Here is a 17142-nt window from a genome sequence, read left to right on the forward strand (position 1 = left end):
ATCAGGAAAATTCGCCCATCGAGTCTACCCTTATGCCTGAACGTTGCCAATAAACAGCCGCCAATGACGTGACAAGCGGATAAATCCGCCTGGATTATGTTACAACGCGGTCGCTTCTCTATATACTGCCCGCTTTTGGACCCTGAGATTGCCCCATGTTGAATAATGACGTACTGCTTAGCGTTCGCTATATGCTGAACCTGAATAACGATGGAATCGTTAAGATCCTTGCCCTGACCGGCACCGACGTCCCCGCTGAACAAATCGTTCCGTGGCTGAAGAAAGAGGACGAAGAGGGCTTTAAAACCTGCCCGGATCTGATTATGGCAAACTTTCTCAACGGTCTTATCTACTTCAAACGCGGCAAAGACGAAAGCAAGCCCGAGCCGAAGCTTGAGCGCCGGATGACCAATAACATCATTCTTAAAAAGCTGCGCATTGCTTTTGAGCTAAAGTCTGACGACGTGCTGGAGATCCTGACCGCCCAGCAGTTCCGCATCTCTATGCCGGAAATTACCGCCATGATGCGTAACCCGGATCACAAGAACTACCGCGAGTGCGGCGACCAGTTCCTGCGCTACTTCCTGCGCGGTCTGACCCAGCGTCTGAAGCCTGCGAAAGCGGAATAAGAGGCACCCCAAAAGAGGGATGATGGCAGATTGTCCCTCTTGATCCCTTAGCCGTGGTCGCGCGCCGCGTCGTCAGTACAGCGTTGCCTCACGCATCATCTCGATAAGTCTTCTCAGCCCGGGATGAAGCTGTCTGCGGCTCGGGTAGTACATTACCATCGGCTCGTCCTCACAGACCCATTCCGGAATAACCTGTATCAGCTGCCCGCTCTTCAGCAAAGGCCGAACCCGTACATCCAGGCAGTAGGCCAGCCCGAAGCCGTTTAAGGCGGTATCAATGATCATTTCGCTTTCATTAAGGATCAGCGAGCCGGGCACATCCAGCGCCAGCGCCTCCTCTCCCCGGTTAAGCTCCCACTTGTAAAGCGTGCCGTTGCCGAGCCGCATGCGGATGCACTGATGCTCAAGAAGATCGTCCGGGTGAGCCAGCGGCAGATGGGCGCTGTTTCTCAAATACTCAGGCGAAGCGACAACAATCCACCGGAGTTTGCGCGTCACCGGCATTGCAATCATGTCCTTAGGGACGCTCTCTCCGTAGCGGATCCCCGCGTCATAGCCGCTGCCAATAATATCGACCAGCGTGTTGTCGACGGTAATTTCCATCTGCAGTCGCGGATACATGGACATAAATTTCGCCAGCACAGGGGCAAACAGCAGCTGGGCGGCGTCTCGCGGAATATTAATTCGCAGCCGCCCGACCGGGGATTCACGATAATGATCGAGCTCGTCGAGCGCCATGCGGATATGCGAAAAGCCGGTTTCCAGATGGCCAAGCAGCGCTTCGCCAGCGTCGGTTGGCACCACGGAACGGCTGGTACGGTTGAGCAGACGGACCCCAAGCCTCTCTTCCAGCCCGCGCATGGTGTGGCTCAGCGCCGAGGTGGAAACCCCCAGCTCAGAGGCCGCAAGGCGGAAGCTTTTACGGCGGCAGATGGTTAAAAAAACGTTGAGATCGGCAAGCTCGCCACGGACCGGAGCAGGCATAAAAGGCTCTCTGTCATCAAGGGTTCGTTGAAATTAATTCAACTTAACATGAGTTATCATAAGTTCACAGAACAGACAGGGGGAAATCATGGCAATCGAAACGATTCATATCGCGGGTATCTCTGAACCAGTCAGCCGTATCGGCCTCGGGACCTGGGCAATTGGCGGCAGCATGTGGGGCGGCAGCAACGACGAGCAGTCGATAGCGACGCTGCATGAAGCGCTGGAGCGCGGCATCAACCTTATCGATACCGCACCGGTATACGGTTTTGGGCACTCGGAAGAGGTGGTGGGGAAAGCGCTGGTAGGCCGTCGCGACAGGGCTATTATTGCCACTAAAGTGGCTCTGGACTGGGATGATGCCGGGCGCGTGACGCGTAATTCCACACCGCAGCGCATTCGTCAGGAAATCGAAGACTCGCTTCGTCGCCTGCAAACGGATTACATTGATCTGTACCAGGTTCACTGGCCGGACGATCTGGTGGCGATTGACGAAACCGCTCGCGTGCTGGAAACGCTGCACCAGCAGGGAAAATTCCGTGCGCTGGGCGTCAGCAACTATTCGCCAGCGCAGATGGACCGATTCCGCAGCGCTGCGCCGCTGGCAACCATGCAGCCGCCGCTTAACCTCTTTGAGCGTGGCGCAACGGAAACGGAACTGCTGCCGTATGCGAAATATCACCAGATGGTGGTGCTGGCCTATGGCGCGATTTGCCGCGGCCTGCTGTCTGGCCGTATGACGCCGGAAACCGTCTTTGGTGAAGGCGATCTGCGCAGCTTCGATCCTAAATTCCAGCAGCCTCGCTTTGCGCAGTATCTGGCCGCGGTCGAAGCGTTGAAGGCGTTTGCCGCCGAGCGCTATGGTAAGAGCGTGATGGCTCTTGCGCTGCGCTGGGTGCTTGACGCGGGCCCAACCATCGCGCTGTGGGGCGCTCGCCGTCCTGAACAGTTGAACGGGGTGGAAGACGTTTCCGGCTGGACCTTGACCGCCGAAGACAAACGCGACATCGACGCAATTTTAACTCAGCATATTAGTGCGCCGCTGGGGGCCGAATTTATGGCGCCTCCGCACCGTAAAACATCGCTTTAGTATTCTCTCGCGCCCCGGGTGATTCCGCGCCCGGGGTCTATTTTGTTGTTCACCTGCACAAGTCAAAAAACTATGTCATCACTTAATGAACAGGCCCTGGAAAAGGGGACCGAAGCGGTATCCCTGTCTCGCTCGGGGCTGCTGAAAGCGCTGTTCGCGCTCGGCATGGGCGGCTTTGCCATCGGTACCGGCGAATTCGTTATCATGGGACTGCTGCCGGATGCCGCAAACGGACTGCATGTCTCCATTCCTTCTGCGGGCCACCTGATCAGTATTTATGCGCTGGGCGTGGTGGTCGGTGCTCCGCTGCTGGCGGTGCTTGGCGCGCGGATGGCGCGGCGTGATTTTCTGATTGCCCTGATGGCGATGTTTGCCGTCGGCAACCTGCTGAGCGCCTTTGCGCCCGGCTACTACTCGATGATGCTGGCGCGTTTTCTAGCCGGTTTTCCACATGGCACATTCTTTGGCGTGGCCGCGCTGCTGGCAGCAAGCCTCGTTGAGCGCTCAAAGCGGGCGCAGGCGGTGTCTATGGTGCTGTTGGGCCTGACCATCGCCAATTTACTGGGGGTGCCGGCAGTGGCGGCTATCGGCCAGCTGTTCGGCTGGCGCAGCGCGTTCGCCATTGTGGGCGGACTTGCCGTACTGACGCTGATTCTGGTTTGGGCCTGGGTTCCATGGCGTGCCGGGGATAAGGCTGCCAGCCCGCTTCGCGAGCTGACCGCCTTGACCCGCAAGCAGGTGCTGCTGACGCTTGCCATCGGCGCGATTGGCAGCGGCGGCATGTTCTCCGTCTTCAGCTACGTTAAGCCTACCATGCTGGAGCTCGCGCATCAGTCGGTCGGCATGATCCCGGTAATCCTGTCGATGTTTGGTCTGGGGATGATTGTCGGCAATATCGTCGGTGGCCGCCTTGCGGATCGCGGGCTTGAGAAAACCGTTCGTCTGCTGCTGATTTGGGCGATCCTGGTGCTCAGCGCTTACGTTTACACTTCGCATTATCCGTGGCTTGGTGCGGTTACCGTGATGCTGGTGGGCACGATGGTGTCGCTCTCCTCAGTGCTGCAAATTCGCCTGATGGATGTCGCAGGTGATGCGCAAACTATGGCGGCGGCGATGAACCACTCGGCATTCAACATCGCTAACGCCCTGGGCGCCTGGCTTGGCGGGGTCACCATTTCCGCAGGTTTTGGCTGGGAGTCCACCGGCTGGGTCGGCGCGATTCTGGCGGTGCTCGGCCTGCTGATCCATACCTGGGCGGTTATTGACGCCAAAAAACATCCCCCTTTAGCACATTGAGGTTCCGATCGTGACAGTCAGTTTGGCTCTTGCAGAAGCGCTGCTCGCCAGCGTAAAAACGGCGGTGGAAACCCACCGCTTTCCACCCGTTTCAGCCGTAGTGCTGGACAGCGGCGGCCATTTGACGGCCTTTGCCCGCATGGACGGGACTTTCCTCGCTACCATTGATATCGCCATGCGTAAAGCGAGAACGGCGGTATTATTCCAGGCGAAGAGTGAGGATGTTGGCGCTAACCTGCATCCTGACGGCCCGGCTTATTCTCTGGAAAACAGCAACGGTGGTCTGGTGGGCATCGAGGGTGGCATTCCGCTGCGTAACGCAGAGGGCGTGGTTATTGGCGCGATTGGCGTGTCCGGGGCCACGAAAGAGCAGGACGGACAAATCGCCGCTTTTGCGGTGGAAGCGGTGTTCGGCAGCCGCGCTTAAATGAAAAAAGGAGCGAATTTCGCTCCTTTTGCTTTTGGCTGAAAATAAAGCCTATCTTACGCAATCAGCTTGCTCATCGGCTCTTCCTCGCGGCTGCGGGGAAGAGCAAGAGTCTTTATCAGAACGCCAGAGAACCCTGTACGAAGAAGGTACGAGGTTCGCCTACGTATTTGCCTGAGTTGTTGTCGCTGGAGCGGGTGTAATAACGCTGATCGAACAGGTTTTTAATCCCTGCGCCCAGCTTCAGGTGAGACAGGGACGGCCCAAAGTCATACTCGCCGCGCATATTCCACACCATGTAGCCTGCGATGTTACCAAACTGCCCGTCCGCGCTTTCGTCGGTGATATAGGTATCGCCGGTGCCAGGAGAACTTTGTTTGGACTGAGCAAAGCTGTCCAGATTCCATACCCAGTTGCCGGTCGCGTAGCGGGTACCCACGGTATAGACCTGACGCGAGTAGTACGGCAGGTCTTTATCAGCAAACGCGCCGTTGTCGCTGGTGGCTTTGGTGTAGGTATAGGTGGTGTAAACGCTGACGCCATCCAGCGCACGGTTGAGCTCGCTCAGGTCGTAGTTAAGCGCCAGTTCAATCCCCTGGTGCTTAGTGGCGCCCAGGTTAGTCCAGCCCACGGTATTGCTGATGTACTGCAGCTGATCGTTGAAGTCGATATAGAACAGCGTTGCTTCGGCTTTGATGACCGTATCGTCGTAGCGAGTACCGAACTCATAGGTGTGGGCTTTTTCAGGCGACAGACCCGGTGCCGGCTGGCTGCCGTTTCCGCCTTTCGTCAGCTGGAAGTACTGCATGCTGCCAAACGAGGTGCTGGCGTTGGCGAACAGCTTCCAGGAATCGGACAGGTGGTACATCACGCTAAGAGAAGGCAGCGGCTGGCTGTAGCTCTTCTCGCGGGAGATCTTGTTAAACTCGTCGCTGATGTGTGTCTTGATGCTCTCGTAGCGCAGACCCGGCGTGATGGTCCAGTTGCTGACGTTGATCGCGTCATCAATATAAAACGCGTTAGCTGCCGTGCCGCCGTAGGTGTGCTGATAGTAGGTGGATGCGTCAGGCTGCTGCCAGGTTTTATCCGGGTTATAGCTGGTCGAGCGGAAGGCTTTTTCGTCCGCGGTTTCGTTCAGGTAGCGGTAGCCAAGCGTGACTTCATGGGACATATCCCAGAAGCGGAACAGTTGCGAGTAAGACGGCTCGATAGCCCACGTGGTGTAATGGCGCGGGAAGGAACCCATCTGGTACAGGCCCTTATCGCCCACTTTCTGGGCAATATCGCTGCCGCGATAGCTGTCGGTGAAGTAGGTCAGGACCTCCAGCTTTTTGTCATCTTCGGTGTGCTTATATTTGAAAGACATGTCCTTGCGGCGGCCTTCAAACTGGTCCCACGGGCGAGTCGACTGGAATGGGTTAGCGGCGTACTGCGCGCTGGTCAACCCCCCCGGCATCCCGGCTTTAGCATCATAATAGTGGAAGTTAGCCTGAAGCTCATCGCGATCGGTGAAGTTGTACTTCGTCTTCAGCATGAAATCGTCGATGTCGGTATTGTCGTTGCTTTCGCGGTAGCCCTGGCCGTGCAGGCCGGAGTAGAGCAGCTCTGCGCCAAGGCCGTTATCTGCCGTTCCGCCTACGGAGGCGCTGGTCAATGTCTTCAGGCCGCCGTGGCTGGCGCCCTGGGTCTGCGCGCTCACGGTACCGCCAAATTCTTTCGGAATATCGCGGGTGACGAAGTTAATTACGCCGCCCACGTTTTGCGGTCCATAACGCACCGCGCCGCCGCCGCGAACCACGTCAACGGACTGAATGTTGCCCATGCCCAATGGCGCCATGGAGAGCTGTGGCTGGCCGTAGGGCGCAACCGCAAGCGGGACGCCATCCATCAGGATGGTAGAGCGTGGCGACAGGCGTGAAGTCAGGCCACGGATGCCAACGTTGAGAGAAATGTCGCTGCCGCCGGTGCCGTTGCTGTCACGTACCTGAACGCCTGGGATGCCCTTCAGGGCGTCGGCAAGCGTCTCTGAGCCCTGCTCATGCAGCTGCTGCTCGGTGACGATTGAGCGTGCGCCAGGGTGGTTAAGCAGTACGGTGCTGGTGTCCGGGTTATCCAGCCAGTTGCCGACAACGGTAATGTCATCAGCGGGTTTTTCTGCCGGGGCTTTATCTGTTTGGGTTTTATCTGCTGCGAGAACTGGCAGCGCGAATGCTACGGCGCTTGCCAGGAGAGAGACACGAAAAAGGGGGCGCATCATCATTCCTTTACAACGTTGGATTGCTGTTATCTGTTTTTTTGGAAATGACAATCTTAATGATAATTATTTTCAAGTAAATAGTTTTATTGCGGAATAGTTCGGAATAAGTCAAAAAGTAAGCAAAATAAAGCCGAGCTGTTGAATCAGCCCGGCTTTTTACTTTATGGGGTAACCCAGAAGACGCCGCTGTAGTCGAGGGCGGTGAACTGTTTGTGGGCCTGTTCGATATCGGCCTGCGGGTCGATGTCTTTGAACAGATCCGGATGCAGGAACTTAGCGATAGTTTCTACCGCAATATAGTTCAGCGGAGAATCGTAGAACTGATGGTAAATCGCCATCACGCGTTTCTCTTTGATCGCCGTCAGCACGTTAATTCCGGTGCGGTTCATCAGCCCCTTCAGCTTCTGCTCGGCAACGGCTTTGTCGGCCATATAACCCAGCGGCACCGCCTTAGGTGAGCGATTGCCACGGTTCCAGTCGGCGCCGGTCATCAGGTAAAAATCGGGGTTGCTGGTGATGACCTGCTCGGTATTCACCTGACCGCTCATTTCCGGGAACAGTTTGCTGCCGATGTTGTTGCCGCCTGCGGTATCGATAAACTGGCCGTAGCTGCCTTTGCCGAAGGTCTGACAGCATTCATCGCCGCGAATACCCGCCGCACGCTCAATAAATACGCTCGGCCGTTGCTCTGGCTTCAGCGTAGCAACTCGCTCGCGCACCAGGTTCATACGCTGCTGGTAGTGCTGAATAAAAGCGTCCGCGTTTTTCTGCTCGTCAAACACTTTGCCCAGCAGCTCGATACTCGGCAGGGTGTTGGTCAGCGGCTGCTGGCGGAAATCGATAATCAGCACCGGAATGCCCACTTTCTCCAGCTGGCTCAGCACACCGCTGTTTTTCAGCTTGGCCAGCACGCCGATATCAAAAATGATCAAGTCAGGCTGCAGCGTAACGGCTTTTTCGACGCTGAAATCCGTGTAGTACGGGTTTTCAAACATCGGGATTTTGCTCACCTGAGGGAATTTTCTCGCGTAGGCGTCCGCCAGATCCGGCGCTTTGGTTTTCAGCGAATTATCCCAGGCAATGATATTTTCCAGCGGATCTTTCGGATGAATAATGTTGAGCGCCAGCAGGGCTCGCGCATCGGCCAGCATCACGCGTTTGGCCGCATGAGGCAGCGTGACCTCCCGGCCCGCTACGTCGGTGACAACAATCGGTGCGGCGTGGGCGGCACAGCTCAACAATGCAACGGCGGCGAGCAGCCAGCGAGCTTTGGCGGTGAACATCGTGAACATGGATGACCTTCAGAACGGAAAAAATTTGGAATGGAATGATAATCGATCTCATGCCGTTTGGAACGGGGCGGCAAGAATATTTCTGGTCGCCAGGGAGGCGGGGCAGGGAGCGCGGCGGAACCTGGCGCAGTTTATCGCCACTCAAGGGGGTTACTACAGCGATGGCTTTAAGCCGCACAGGAGAACCTACCATGTTTACCGTTTCTAATAATGCCGTCCAGGGAAGACACCTGCACACCTCGAATGCCCAGGCCACGTCTTCGGAGTTCAGGGATATTCCCTCACTGGGGGAGAAAATCGGCGCCGGAAGCCAGAAAGATGTCTTTCACTCCCGACAGGATCCACGCAAATGCCTTTGCCTGTTCAGGCCGGGAACGACCGGCACGATTTCTGCCGGGCAGTACGCTTTAAAGGAGCTTGAAACGACGAAACGGCTCAAGCAACTCGGCTTCCCCGTTGTGGATGCTCACGCCCTGGTTAAACATGGCGATAGCGTCGGCGTTGAAAAAGATTATATTCACCATGCTTTTGACTCTGAAGACATCGTCAATAATAAGAAAAGCCTGCCTGATGATAAGAAATTCAATCAAAACGTGCTGGCGGACTGTAATGCCATTATTAACAAGCTGAAGAACCATGAACTGCATATCGACGACCTGCAGTTTTTAGTCGATAGTCATGGTCGGGTATTGATTAACGACCCGCGAGATGTCATTCGCTCTTCACCGGATAAAAGCATCAGTAAAGTCAACGAGCTGCGTGCTCATGCCCTAAATAATCTGCTGGATATTGATAGCGATTGATATCCGCCTTGACGAGATTCTGTAATGACTCCGCTACGAATAATGCCGGTAACGCCGGACAATCCGGGATTTGCTTTATTAAAAGCGCAAAGCATTGCGGAAAACTTCAATATGCTGCGGCGCCTCGAGGCTAACTGGCTTAGCGGAGATAATCGTTTTAACGCGCCAGGAGAAAAATTGTTGGGTATTTTTTCCGGCGAGGCGCTGGTGGGTGTTGGCGGCCTTAACCTCGATCCGTTCTCTGGAGATGATCGTGCCGGGCGTATCCGGCATCTGTACGTCAGCCCTATGTGGCGAGGGAGAGGGGTAGGGAAGCTGTTGTTGCAGGCCATCGTGGCGGACGGTGACGAATTATTCGATTTTTACAATACCCATGCTCCACAGCACGCATTCCGTTTTTATGAGGCCGCGGGGTTCGAGATTGTTTCCGGCGAGGAAAGAGTGACCCATCGGCTGATTATTTGAGCTGACTGGCGGCCAGTTTCGTCGGGCACAGGTTTTTGAGCCGCTCAATCAGCCAGCGACCTGCCGGGCCTGGCGGTGAAGCGATAGGATAGACGCCAAACATCGGTAGCGCGAGGCCGCCGGGCGGCACGTCTTCAATATTCAGCTTGACCAGCCGCCCTTCCAGGATATCCCGCTCCACAACGTGTGACGGCATGCTGCCCCATCCCAGGCCATCCAGCAAAAAGGCGTGTTTGGCGAGCAGATCGCCAAGCCGCCAGGTGGAGGGCGACATTACCCCAAACTCTTTACCTTTCGAAAGCTCGGAGCGGTCGGTCAGCACCAGCTGAACGTGTCTGGTGAGTTCAGCCTTGGGGACCATGCCCTCGAACTGCGCCAGCGGATGGTCAGGAGAGGCGACCATCACCAGCGATACCCCGGTCAGACGCTCGCCCGTTAACGACGCGGGCATATCCGGCAGAGAGCCGAGAATGCCAATTCCCGCGCTGCCATTAAGTACCGGCTTGTAGCCGCCGCCGAGAGCCTCAACAAACAGGCGAAGCGGCGTACCGGGAAACTGCTCGCGGAAAGCTTTTGCCGCCGAGGTGATCGCCTCCAGCGGGAAGAAAACGTCCACCACCACCGACAGCTCAGACTCCAGGCCAGACGACATTCCTCGGGCGCGCGCCTTCATAAAATCAACGCGTGAAACAATCCCGCGCGCGTCGGCCAGCAGGACTTCGCCTTCTGGTGTGAGCTTTGGATAGCGGCCAGAACGATCAAATAGCTGCACGCCTATTTGCGCCTCCAGACCCCTGATCAAATCGCTGATTACCGACTGGGCACGGTACATTTTGCGGGCGGCAGCGGAGAAGCTGCCCTCGTCGACGGCGGCGATGAAAGTGCGAAGTTGATCCAGCGAAATACCGTCCAGCATGCGGGGCCTGCTCTGTGGTGAGGAGATGTAGCGCAATATAGTCCTTCGGCAGGGCTTTGTCATGGGTAATAATGTATCGGCTGTGGCGATGGATTACATCGAAATATAACGGCTATTCGGGTGGTAAAGGGAATGGCATAGTGGCTGTCACGTTCAGCGAATGCCCGAGGTTGAGCAAGTTTATGTTCACTGCCCTGAAGAAACTTTTTACGCGTTTATCCCCACAACAGGATTCAAGCCCGGAGGCTAAAACCATGTCGACTATTCTGCATATTGATACCAGTGTTCTTGGCGGTTATTCCGTCAGCCGCCAGCTTTCGGCGGAAATCGTGGCCCGCCAGAAAACGCTGCACCCCGGCGCGAACGTGATCTACCGTGACCTCGTTCAGTCACCGGCTCAGCACCTGTCGGACAAGCATATTGCTGCTTTCCAGGGCGCTGAAGTGACCGATGCGGCACTGGGTGAAGATCTGGCCGCTGGCGGCGCGTTCATCGACGATCTGTTCGCTGCGGATGTGATTGTCATTGGCGTTCCGATGTACAACTTCTCCATTCCTTCTCAACTTAAGGCCTGGATTGACCGCGTTTGCGTGGCCGGGCGCACTTTCCAGTACGGCGCAAACGGACCTGAAGGTCTGCTGCCAAAAGGCAAAAAAGTGTTTATCGCCTCTTCACGCGGCGGCCAGTACACCGGCGACAGCCCGGCGGCTTTTCTGGAGCATCAGGAGTCTTATCTGAAAGCCGTGCTGGGCTTTATCGGCCTGACCGACGTGACGATTATCCGCGCTGAAAACCTGAGCCGTGGCGATGACGCGAAAAATGCCGCGCTCGCCGATGCAAAAGACCAGATCGCCGCGTTGTCCTGATAACAACACGCGGATCCACTACTTTTACGGGAAATCCAGATGGACAGATACGCTACTAACTTCGCGACGCTAGGTCGCATCGTGATTGCCGCCATTTTTATCGTAAGCGGGCTGGGGAAAATTGCAGCGCCTGAGGCGACTCAGGGGTATATCGCTTCGGTAGGGCTTCCGTTCCCGTTACTCGGGTATCTTATTGCCCTGGCGGCCGAGATTGGCGGCGGTATCCTGCTGCTGGTGGGCTACCGTACACGGCTGATTGCCGCGCTGCTGGCCGTGTTCACCCTGGCGACGGCGGTGTTCTTCCACCATAACTTTGCCGATCAGAATACCCTCCTGCACTTCCTGAAGAACCTGATGATTGCTTCAGGGCTGCTGCAAATCTCAGCGCTGGGGGCGACCTCCCTGAGCTTTGATACCCGCCGCCTGCGCCGTCAGCTGCAGTAATAAACCTTAGTGAGGCCTCTTACCCTGAGGCCTCAATTCTGATTAAAACGCCCGCCAGATCAGCACCGCAATCCCGCCAAACAATATCCATTTAACGATGTAATACACCGTCTTGTTCCAGCTTTTTAATTTCTTCCCGACGATGCGAATCTGATAGATGTAGCGGAACGCGCGGTTGATGCCGCCGATGCGATCGTTTTCATCGTTTGGCGCCGAGGCCGCGCTCATCAAATTGCGCCCCAGCCAGTGATTTACTGCCTGAGCCCAGCGGTAGCGCATCGGCCTTTCCACATCGCAAAACAGGATCAGACGGTTTTCGCCGCTGGTATTTTCCGCGTAGTGAATATAGGTCTCGTCGAACAGCACGCCTTCACCGTCGCGCCAGCTGTAGCGTTTGCCGTCCACTTCAATAAAGCAGCGATCGTCATTGGGGGTGGCCAGCCCCAGGTGGAAACGCAGCGAACCGGCATAAGGATCGCGGTGGCGCGGTAAGCGGCTGCCGTCCGGCAGGGTGGCGAACATTGCGGCCTTAATGGAGGGAATAGCGTGCAGCAGCTCGGTGGTTTTTGGGCACAGCAGGCTGGCCGACGGGTGGGCGTTTTCATACCACTTGAGGTAGAAGCGCTTCCAGCCGGTTTTAAAGAAGGAGTTAAACCCGGCGTCGTTAAATTTATCCGCAGCTTTTATCTGCTCCAGCTTTTGCAGATGAATGCCCTCTTCGCGAATAACCTGCCAGTTATCCCGCAAAACAGCGAGTTCGGGAAACGTCTCCGGCGTTAAATAAGGGGTATTAGGGACTTTGGAGAACAGATACATAAAGCCGTTAAGCGGGGCGGTAAACGTCGAGTGGTCGGAGAGCTGCCGCCAGAAGCGGAAGCGAACCTTACCGCGATAGTGCACATAGACCACTGAAATAATAATGATGAGCAAAATGATATATTTCATATTGTTTTATCTATCCACTATGTTTTTTTATCGATCCCTGTCAGGCAAGCCCCGGGCGCCCATATACATGACTTTACAAAGGTGCTGCCATTGAGCTTAGCAGCGCTTAGCGCGAAGTAAATGTTACCCCTGAACAAGTTTTGGGCTTGTCTAAGATAAGGGGGACTGGCATCATTCCTGGCGCGGTTAACGGATAGAGTTAACCACAACACATTGATTTAAATGACTCGGGGTGCCCTTCCTGGTGAAGGCTGAGAAATACCCGTACCACCTGATCTGGATAATGCCAGCGTAGGGAAGTCAGATGCCTGTCCGGCGTCCCTTCTTTCACGCCGGACAGGAGCCTTACCGTTATGCAACCTGACCTGCTTCCCGGCGCGACCGCCGCGTCTGTTTTACACCAACTCCGTCAGCACTCTCCGCTGGTTCACTGCATGACCAATGACGTAGTGCAAACCTTCACCGCTAACGTACTGCTTGCGCTCGGGGCCGCACCTGCCATGGTGATTGAGCCCGAGGAGGCGGCGCAGTTTAGCGGCTTTGCCGGCGCGTTGCTGATCAACATCGGGACGCTTACCTCTGAGCGAGCTATCGCGATGCTGGCGGCAATTCGTGCCGCTAACCAGGCCGGAACGCCGTGGACGCTCGATCCGGTTGCCGTTGGTGGACTTGCTTTTCGCACCCGTTTTGCCCACGAGATTATTTCACTGAAACCTGCCGCTATTCGCGGCAATGCCTCCGAGATCCTGTCACTGGCGGGTCAGCAGGCTGGAGGGCGCGGTGTCGACAGCACCGACGATGCGCTCTCTGCTATTCCAGCGGCACAAGAGCTGGCGTGTGAGACCGGGGCGGTGGTTGCCGTGACCGGCGAAATTGATTACGTCACGGACGGCGAGAGAACGCTTGCTGTTGCTGGCGGCGGTCAACTGATGACGCGTGTCGTCGGCACCGGCTGCGCGCTTTCTGCCGTGGTTGCCGCTTGCTGCGCTTTACCCGGTGACAGGCTGGACAACGTCGCAAGCGCCTGCCGATTTATGTCGCTGGCAGGCGAGCAGGCCATCGCCGCCAGCCGTGGGCCGGGAAGTTTTACGCCAGCTTTTCTCGACGCACTTTATCATCTGAACGCGGAGGCACTGGTATGAAACGCATTAACGCGCTTACCATCGCCGGCACCGATCCAAGCGGCGGCGCAGGGATCCAGGCCGATCTGAAAACCTTCTCTGCGCTCGGCGCATACGGCACCAGCGTGATCACCGCGCTGGTGGCGCAAAATACCCGTGGCGTACAGTCCGTATACCGTATTGAACCTGATTTTGTGGCGGCGCAGCTGGATTCGGTACTGAGCGATGTGCGTATCGACACCACAAAAATCGGTATGCTTGCAGAGGCTGATATCGTTGAGGCCGTCGCGGAGCGCCTGGCGTTTTACAAGGCGCAGAACGTGGTGCTGGACACGGTGATGCTGGCGAAAAGCGGTGACCCGCTGCTTGCCCCCACTGCGGTAGAAAGTTTACGCCAAAGCTTGTTGCCGCAGGTTTCGCTTATCACGCCCAATCTCCCGGAGGCCGCAGCGCTGCTGGATGCTCCCCATGCGCGCAGTGAAAAAGAGATGCGTGAGCAAGGTGAAGCCCTGTTGGCAATGGGCTGTAAAGCGGTGCTAATGAAAGGAGGGCATCTGGACGATGAGGAGAGCCCGGACTGGCTGTTTACTCGCCATGATGCGCAGCGTTTTACCGCGCCTCGCGTAGCGACAAAAAACACGCACGGCACCGGCTGTACGCTGTCTGCCGCGCTGGCTGCGCTTCGTCCCCGTCATGACGACTGGGCGCAAACCGTAGCCGCCGCAAAAATCTGGCTATCCAAAGCGTTGGCCCAGGCGGACTCGCTGGAGGTTGGGCACGGCATTGGCCCGGTACATCATTTCCACGAGTGGTGGTAACCGTAGGTTAAGCGAGAAGTTTTTAGCCAGCATAATACCAGTGGTACTATACTGGCTTCCTCTTTCTCTGCGGACAAATGCGTACCATGGAACAGGCTCATCACCAGTTAGTTGAACAGCTAAAACAGCGCTTTGCCGCCCCGGATAACGCTCCTCTGTACCTCAAATTTGTTGAAACGGTGAAGAACGCCGTGCGCGCCGGCCAGCTTCCCCAGGGCAATATCCTGCCGGGCGAGCGCGATCTCAGCCAGCTTACCGGGGTGTCACGTATTACCGTGCGCAAGGCGATGCAGGCGCTGGAGGATGAGGGCGTGGTGACTCGCTCGCGCGGCTATGGAACGCAAATTAACGCCACGTTTGAGTATTCGCTGAAAGAGGCCAGAGGCTTTTCGCAGCAGGTGGTGCTGCGCGGCAAAAAACCGAACACGCTGTGGGTGAACAAAAGTGTGGTGAAATGCCCGACAGACGTTGCGGAGCAGCTGGCGATCCCGGCGGAAAGCGAGGTCTTTTTGCTCAAGCGTATTCGCTATGTGGATGAAGATGCAGTCTCTATCGAAGAGTCTTACGTTCCGGCAGGCTTAATTGCCGATGCGGATCAGATTGGCGTCTCGCTGTATGACTACTTCCGCAGCCAGAATATTATTCCGCAGCGCACGCGCAGCAGGGTCAGCGCCCTAATGCCGGATAACGAATTCCAGACGCACATCAGGCTGGAAACGCCGGTGCCGGTTTTGGTTATCAAACAGGTAGCGTTCGATCCGCAAAACCGGCCCATTGAGTACAGCATCAGCCACTGCCGCAGCGATTTATACGTTTTCGTCTGCGAAGAGTAGGGCTTGCTCGAGCTGCGCAAGCTTTGGTGCGCAGTCGCCGCCGCGGTGGCCAACAACATAGCTGGCAACCGCATTGCCGAGGCTAACGGCCTCTTCCAGGCTCCAGCCTGCCGCCAGGCCTGCAAGCGTGCCGCCCGCGTGGCTGTCGCCCGCGCCGATGGTATCGACTACGGTGGTCGGGAACGGCGCGGCTATTCCCATTTCTTTGTCGTCGGCAAACCAGGCGCCCTCTTTATCTAACCGAACGATAAGCGGGCTGCCGTAGCGGGTCAGCCAGGCGCGGCAGATCGCTTCGATATTTTCAGGCTCCACCTCAAGCCATTCGGCAACGATGGCGGCTTCCTGACGATTCAGCGAAACAATCGGTCTGCAGGCCATAATCCTCGCCAGCAGCGGCCGGGGAATATCGGCAATACGCGGGCCAAAGTCGATAAACGGCGTAACGCCGCTAAGTGATTCCAGCCAGCCAACGAGGAGTTCAGCGCACGGCCCGGCAAGCTGGTAGCCCGAAAGCGACAGCAGCGTGCCTGGCGCGACAGCCAGAGCATCAAGCCAGGCCTGATTCCACTGATGTTCCACGCCGCGGAACGACATAAAGGTACGTTCGCCGTCGGGCTCAACCAGCGCCAGACACCAGCCGTTGTCGCCTGCGTCGGTATGGATTTCGCTGCGGATCTGCTGCTTCTCGAGGCTGTTACGAATAATTCCGGCCCAGGTACCCTGGCCAATTGGCAGCGCGTTTTGCGAGCTTATGCCAAGGCGCGAGAGCGTGATGGCGATGTTCAGCGCGCAGCCGCCGATATTCACGCTCTGCTGGTGCAGTTCGATATCGCAGCCCCGCCACGGCAGGGCGTAGGCGTCGGCGATGACGTCAATTACCGCCGACCCAAGCACGCAAACCGGGCGCTGAGCGTTAAGCTGGGGCAGCCTGATGAGCAGATCATTTGGCTTCATGGCTTGACTCTCTCTGCTGGCGGTAAGCCATGAAGATGCGGCTGTAGCGCGTGAAGTCTAGCTGATTTTCTTCATCCAGCTCCTGTTTTAACGCCGGGTCGATGCTTTCCACGCCGTTTAGGGCGCCGCAGATGGCCGTTGCCATTGCGCCGATGGTATCGGTGTCTCCTCCGAGGTTTGCACACAGGATGGCGCAGCGGTTAGGGTCAGTTTTTGCCAGCTCGACCATCGCGATGGCGGCCGGCACGGACTCAACGGTGCTGGTGCCGGTGCCGACCAACTGGTAAATCTCTTCCATGGCGGATTCGGTACCGCGGGCATTCCGGGCCACGCCCAGCGCAAGCTCCAGGCGTGCTGCTAGGGAGGCGCTAAAGGTGGTGATCCGTTTTTCCTGCGCGTGGCGGGCAACGGAAGGCAGTTCATCGCAAATTGTTTCCCAGCTCGCGCCGTCAATCGCGCGGGAAATTGCCCAGGAGATCACTACCGCACCGGCGATGGCTAAGTCCGACTTGTGCGTAGGGCTTGAAGCCAGGGCGACTTCATCCACAAACTCATCAAGACTTGCCGTAGGCAGCAGGCAGCCAAGCGGAGAAGCCCGCATGGCCGCGCCGTTGGTGACGCCGTTGTTTTCCAGTTCGCTCACCGGCGTACCTTGTTTAATCGCATTCAGGGCTATTTTCGACGTCGGGCCGAGCACGTTTTTGTTAAACGCATCGAACCCTTCTGCCCACGCCAGAATATGGCGTCCGATGGCGTCCGGGTTTATCGCGCCGTGGTGCTCAATAATGGCATCCGCCAGCGCCAGCGCCATCGAGGTGTCGTCGGTAAATTTAGCGCGGGCAAAATAACAGGCGGCGTTGTTCTCTGCCGGGCCCGGCAGGAATCTGTCTATCCAGCCGAAGTGGGCCTTCACGCGAGCGCGCGGCCACAGTTCGGACGGCATGCCCATCGCATCACCTAACATCTGGCCGTAGAAGGCTCCCAGAATACGATTTTCCATTT

Annotated in this window: 18 protein-coding genes and 1 riboswitch; of the genes, 11 read left to right on the forward strand and 7 right to left on the reverse strand. The window is 56.9% G+C overall.

The window, feature by feature from the left end; genetic code table 11:
• Positions 1-155: 155 nt before the first annotated feature.
• Positions 156-629 carry a YehS family protein gene (locus EL098_RS07145; RefSeq protein WP_126355602.1) on the forward strand — a complete coding sequence of 158 codons (474 nt, stop codon included), beginning with the start codon at positions 156-158 and terminating at the stop codon, positions 627-629.
• A 72-nt stretch (positions 630-701) separates the two neighbouring features.
• Here EL098_RS07145 and EL098_RS07150 read toward each other — a convergent pair whose 3' ends face one another.
• Positions 702-1613, reverse strand: coding sequence for a LysR family transcriptional regulator (locus EL098_RS07150; RefSeq protein ID WP_126355603.1), 912 nt, complete (start codon positions 1611-1613; stop codon positions 702-704).
• Positions 1614-1701: 88 nt separating this feature from the next.
• Between EL098_RS07150 and EL098_RS07155 the strand changes: the two genes are divergently transcribed.
• The 3 genes from EL098_RS07155 (at position 1702) to EL098_RS07165 (ending at position 4426) form a co-directional block, all read left to right on the forward strand.
• Complete coding sequence (locus EL098_RS07155) at positions 1702-2703, forward strand: aldo/keto reductase (RefSeq protein ID WP_126355604.1); 1002 nt, start codon at positions 1702-1704, stop codon at positions 2701-2703.
• Between the two features lie 72 nt (positions 2704-2775).
• The gene (locus EL098_RS07160) at positions 2776-3999 is read left to right on the forward strand and encodes an MFS transporter (RefSeq protein WP_126355605.1); all 1224 of its coding nucleotides are present in this window, start codon (positions 2776-2778) and stop codon (positions 3997-3999) included.
• A gap of 10 nt (positions 4000-4009) precedes the next feature.
• Complete coding sequence (locus tag EL098_RS07165; protein WP_126355606.1) at positions 4010-4426, forward strand: GlcG/HbpS family heme-binding protein; 417 nt, start codon at positions 4010-4012, stop codon at positions 4424-4426.
• Between the two features lie 118 nt (positions 4427-4544).
• On the opposite strand, the gene EL098_RS07170 is transcribed toward EL098_RS07165, so the two are convergent.
• Together EL098_RS07170 and EL098_RS07175 are read right to left on the reverse strand one after the other, a co-directional pair.
• A complete protein-coding gene (locus EL098_RS07170) occupies positions 4545-6680 on the reverse strand; it encodes a TonB-dependent receptor family protein (RefSeq protein ID WP_164716791.1) in 2136 nt (711 codons plus the stop codon).
• Between the two features lie 164 nt (positions 6681-6844).
• Positions 6845-7975 (reverse strand): ABC transporter substrate-binding protein, encoded by a 1131-nt coding sequence (locus EL098_RS07175; protein WP_126355607.1) that lies wholly within the window; start codon positions 7973-7975, stop codon positions 6845-6847.
• Positions 7976-7977: 2 nt separating this feature from the next.
• Between EL098_RS07175 and hopBF1 the strand changes: the two genes are divergently transcribed.
• Together hopBF1 and EL098_RS07185 are read left to right on the forward strand one after the other, a co-directional pair.
• Positions 7978-8778: a T3SS effector protein kinase HopBF1 gene (gene hopBF1, locus EL098_RS07180; protein ID WP_232012347.1), complete on the forward strand. Its 801-nt coding sequence runs from the start codon at positions 7978-7980 to the stop codon at positions 8776-8778.
• 24 nt (positions 8779-8802) lie between these two features.
• Positions 8803-9243 carry a GNAT family N-acetyltransferase gene (locus EL098_RS07185; protein WP_126355608.1) on the forward strand — a complete coding sequence of 147 codons (441 nt, stop codon included), beginning with the start codon at positions 8803-8805 and terminating at the stop codon, positions 9241-9243.
• On the opposite strand, the gene EL098_RS07190 is transcribed toward EL098_RS07185, so the two are convergent.
• Positions 9236-10159 carry a LysR family transcriptional regulator gene (locus EL098_RS07190; protein WP_126355609.1) on the reverse strand — a complete coding sequence of 308 codons (924 nt, stop codon included), beginning with the start codon at positions 10157-10159 and terminating at the stop codon, positions 9236-9238. The genes EL098_RS07185 and EL098_RS07190 overlap by 8 nt on opposite strands.
• Positions 10160-10413: 254 nt before the next feature.
• Here EL098_RS07190 and EL098_RS07195 point away from each other — a divergent pair, with 254 nt between their 5' ends.
• The gene (locus EL098_RS07195; RefSeq protein WP_197718544.1) at positions 10414-11025 is read left to right on the forward strand and encodes an FMN-dependent NADH-azoreductase; all 612 of its coding nucleotides are present in this window, start codon (positions 10414-10416) and stop codon (positions 11023-11025) included.
• Positions 11026-11064: 39 nt separating this feature from the next.
• Positions 11065-11469 carry a DoxX family protein gene (locus tag EL098_RS07200; protein WP_126355610.1) on the forward strand — a complete coding sequence of 135 codons (405 nt, stop codon included), beginning with the start codon at positions 11065-11067 and terminating at the stop codon, positions 11467-11469.
• A gap of 42 nt (positions 11470-11511) precedes the next feature.
• Here the strand turns inward: EL098_RS07200 and lpxO are convergent, their stop codons facing one another.
• Positions 11512-12414: a lipid A hydroxylase LpxO gene (gene lpxO / locus EL098_RS07205; protein WP_126355611.1), complete on the reverse strand. Its 903-nt coding sequence runs from the start codon at positions 12412-12414 to the stop codon at positions 11512-11514.
• Positions 12415-12632: 218 nt separating this feature from the next.
• Positions 12633-12729: riboswitch (TPP riboswitch) on the forward strand.
• 38 nt (positions 12730-12767) lie between these two features.
• Here lpxO and thiM point away from each other — a divergent pair.
• From thiM to EL098_RS07220, 3 genes are all read left to right on the forward strand, one after another.
• Positions 12768-13556, forward strand: coding sequence for a hydroxyethylthiazole kinase (thiM, locus tag EL098_RS07210; RefSeq protein WP_126355612.1), 789 nt, complete (start codon positions 12768-12770; stop codon positions 13554-13556).
• Positions 13553-14353, forward strand: a complete 801-nt coding sequence (gene thiD, locus EL098_RS07215) for a bifunctional hydroxymethylpyrimidine kinase/phosphomethylpyrimidine kinase (protein WP_126355613.1) — start codon at positions 13553-13555, stop codon at positions 14351-14353. Before thiM ends, thiD begins: the two co-directional genes overlap by 4 nt.
• An 86-nt stretch (positions 14354-14439) precedes the next feature.
• The gene (locus EL098_RS07220) at positions 14440-15186 is read left to right on the forward strand and encodes a GntR family transcriptional regulator (RefSeq protein WP_126358376.1); all 747 of its coding nucleotides are present in this window, start codon (positions 14440-14442) and stop codon (positions 15184-15186) included.
• Here the strand turns inward: EL098_RS07220 and EL098_RS07225 are convergent.
• Positions 15160-16140, reverse strand: coding sequence for a PfkB family carbohydrate kinase (locus EL098_RS07225; protein WP_126355614.1), 981 nt, complete (start codon positions 16138-16140; stop codon positions 15160-15162). The genes EL098_RS07220 and EL098_RS07225 overlap by 27 nt on opposite strands.
• Positions 16127-17140 carry an ADP-ribosylglycohydrolase family protein gene (locus EL098_RS07230; protein ID WP_126355615.1) on the reverse strand — a complete coding sequence of 338 codons (1014 nt, stop codon included), beginning with the start codon at positions 17138-17140 and terminating at the stop codon, positions 16127-16129. The genes EL098_RS07225 and EL098_RS07230 overlap by 14 nt, the downstream gene beginning before the upstream one ends.
• Positions 17141-17142: the final 2 nt, after the last annotated feature.

It is taken from the genome of Cedecea lapagei (assembly GCF_900635955.1).
GTDB lineage: Bacteria > Pseudomonadota > Gammaproteobacteria > Enterobacterales > Enterobacteriaceae > Cedecea > Cedecea lapagei.

Excerpts from the sequence above, each read along its gene's own strand:
- EL098_RS07200 (WP_126355610.1), top strand. The coding sequence starts at position 11,065 with ATGGACAGATACGCTACTAACTTCGCGACGCTAGGTCGCATCGTGATT.
- hopBF1 (WP_232012347.1), top strand. The coding sequence starts at position 7,978 with ATGACCTTCAGAACGGAAAAAATTTGGAATGGAATGATAATCGATCTC.
- EL098_RS07145 (WP_126355602.1), top strand. The coding sequence starts at position 156 with ATGTTGAATAATGACGTACTGCTTAGCGTTCGCTATATGCTGAACCTG.
- EL098_RS07160 (WP_126355605.1), top strand. The coding sequence starts at position 2,776 with ATGTCATCACTTAATGAACAGGCCCTGGAAAAGGGGACCGAAGCGGTA.
- EL098_RS07195 (WP_197718544.1), top strand. The coding sequence starts at position 10,414 with ATGTCGACTATTCTGCATATTGATACCAGTGTTCTTGGCGGTTATTCC.
- EL098_RS07170 (WP_164716791.1), bottom strand. The coding sequence starts at position 6,680 with ATGCGCCCCCTTTTTCGTGTCTCTCTCCTGGCAAGCGCCGTAGCATTC.
- lpxO (WP_126355611.1), bottom strand. The coding sequence starts at position 12,414 with ATGAAATATATCATTTTGCTCATCATTATTATTTCAGTGGTCTATGTG.
- EL098_RS07190 (WP_126355609.1), bottom strand. The coding sequence starts at position 10,159 with ATGCTGGACGGTATTTCGCTGGATCAACTTCGCACTTTCATCGCCGCC.
- EL098_RS07155 (WP_126355604.1), top strand. The coding sequence starts at position 1,702 with ATGGCAATCGAAACGATTCATATCGCGGGTATCTCTGAACCAGTCAGC.
- thiD (WP_126355613.1), top strand. The coding sequence starts at position 13,553 with ATGAAACGCATTAACGCGCTTACCATCGCCGGCACCGATCCAAGCGGC.
- EL098_RS07220 (WP_126358376.1), top strand. The coding sequence starts at position 14,440 with ATGGAACAGGCTCATCACCAGTTAGTTGAACAGCTAAAACAGCGCTTT.
- EL098_RS07185 (WP_126355608.1), top strand. The coding sequence starts at position 8,803 with ATGACTCCGCTACGAATAATGCCGGTAACGCCGGACAATCCGGGATTT.
- thiM (WP_126355612.1), top strand. The coding sequence starts at position 12,768 with ATGCAACCTGACCTGCTTCCCGGCGCGACCGCCGCGTCTGTTTTACAC.
- EL098_RS07230 (WP_126355615.1), bottom strand. The coding sequence starts at position 17,140 with ATGGAAAATCGTATTCTGGGAGCCTTCTACGGCCAGATGTTAGGTGAT.
- EL098_RS07175 (WP_126355607.1), bottom strand. The coding sequence starts at position 7,975 with ATGTTCACGATGTTCACCGCCAAAGCTCGCTGGCTGCTCGCCGCCGTT.
- EL098_RS07150 (WP_126355603.1), bottom strand. The coding sequence starts at position 1,613 with ATGCCTGCTCCGGTCCGTGGCGAGCTTGCCGATCTCAACGTTTTTTTA.
- EL098_RS07225 (WP_126355614.1), bottom strand. The coding sequence starts at position 16,140 with ATGAAGCCAAATGATCTGCTCATCAGGCTGCCCCAGCTTAACGCTCAG.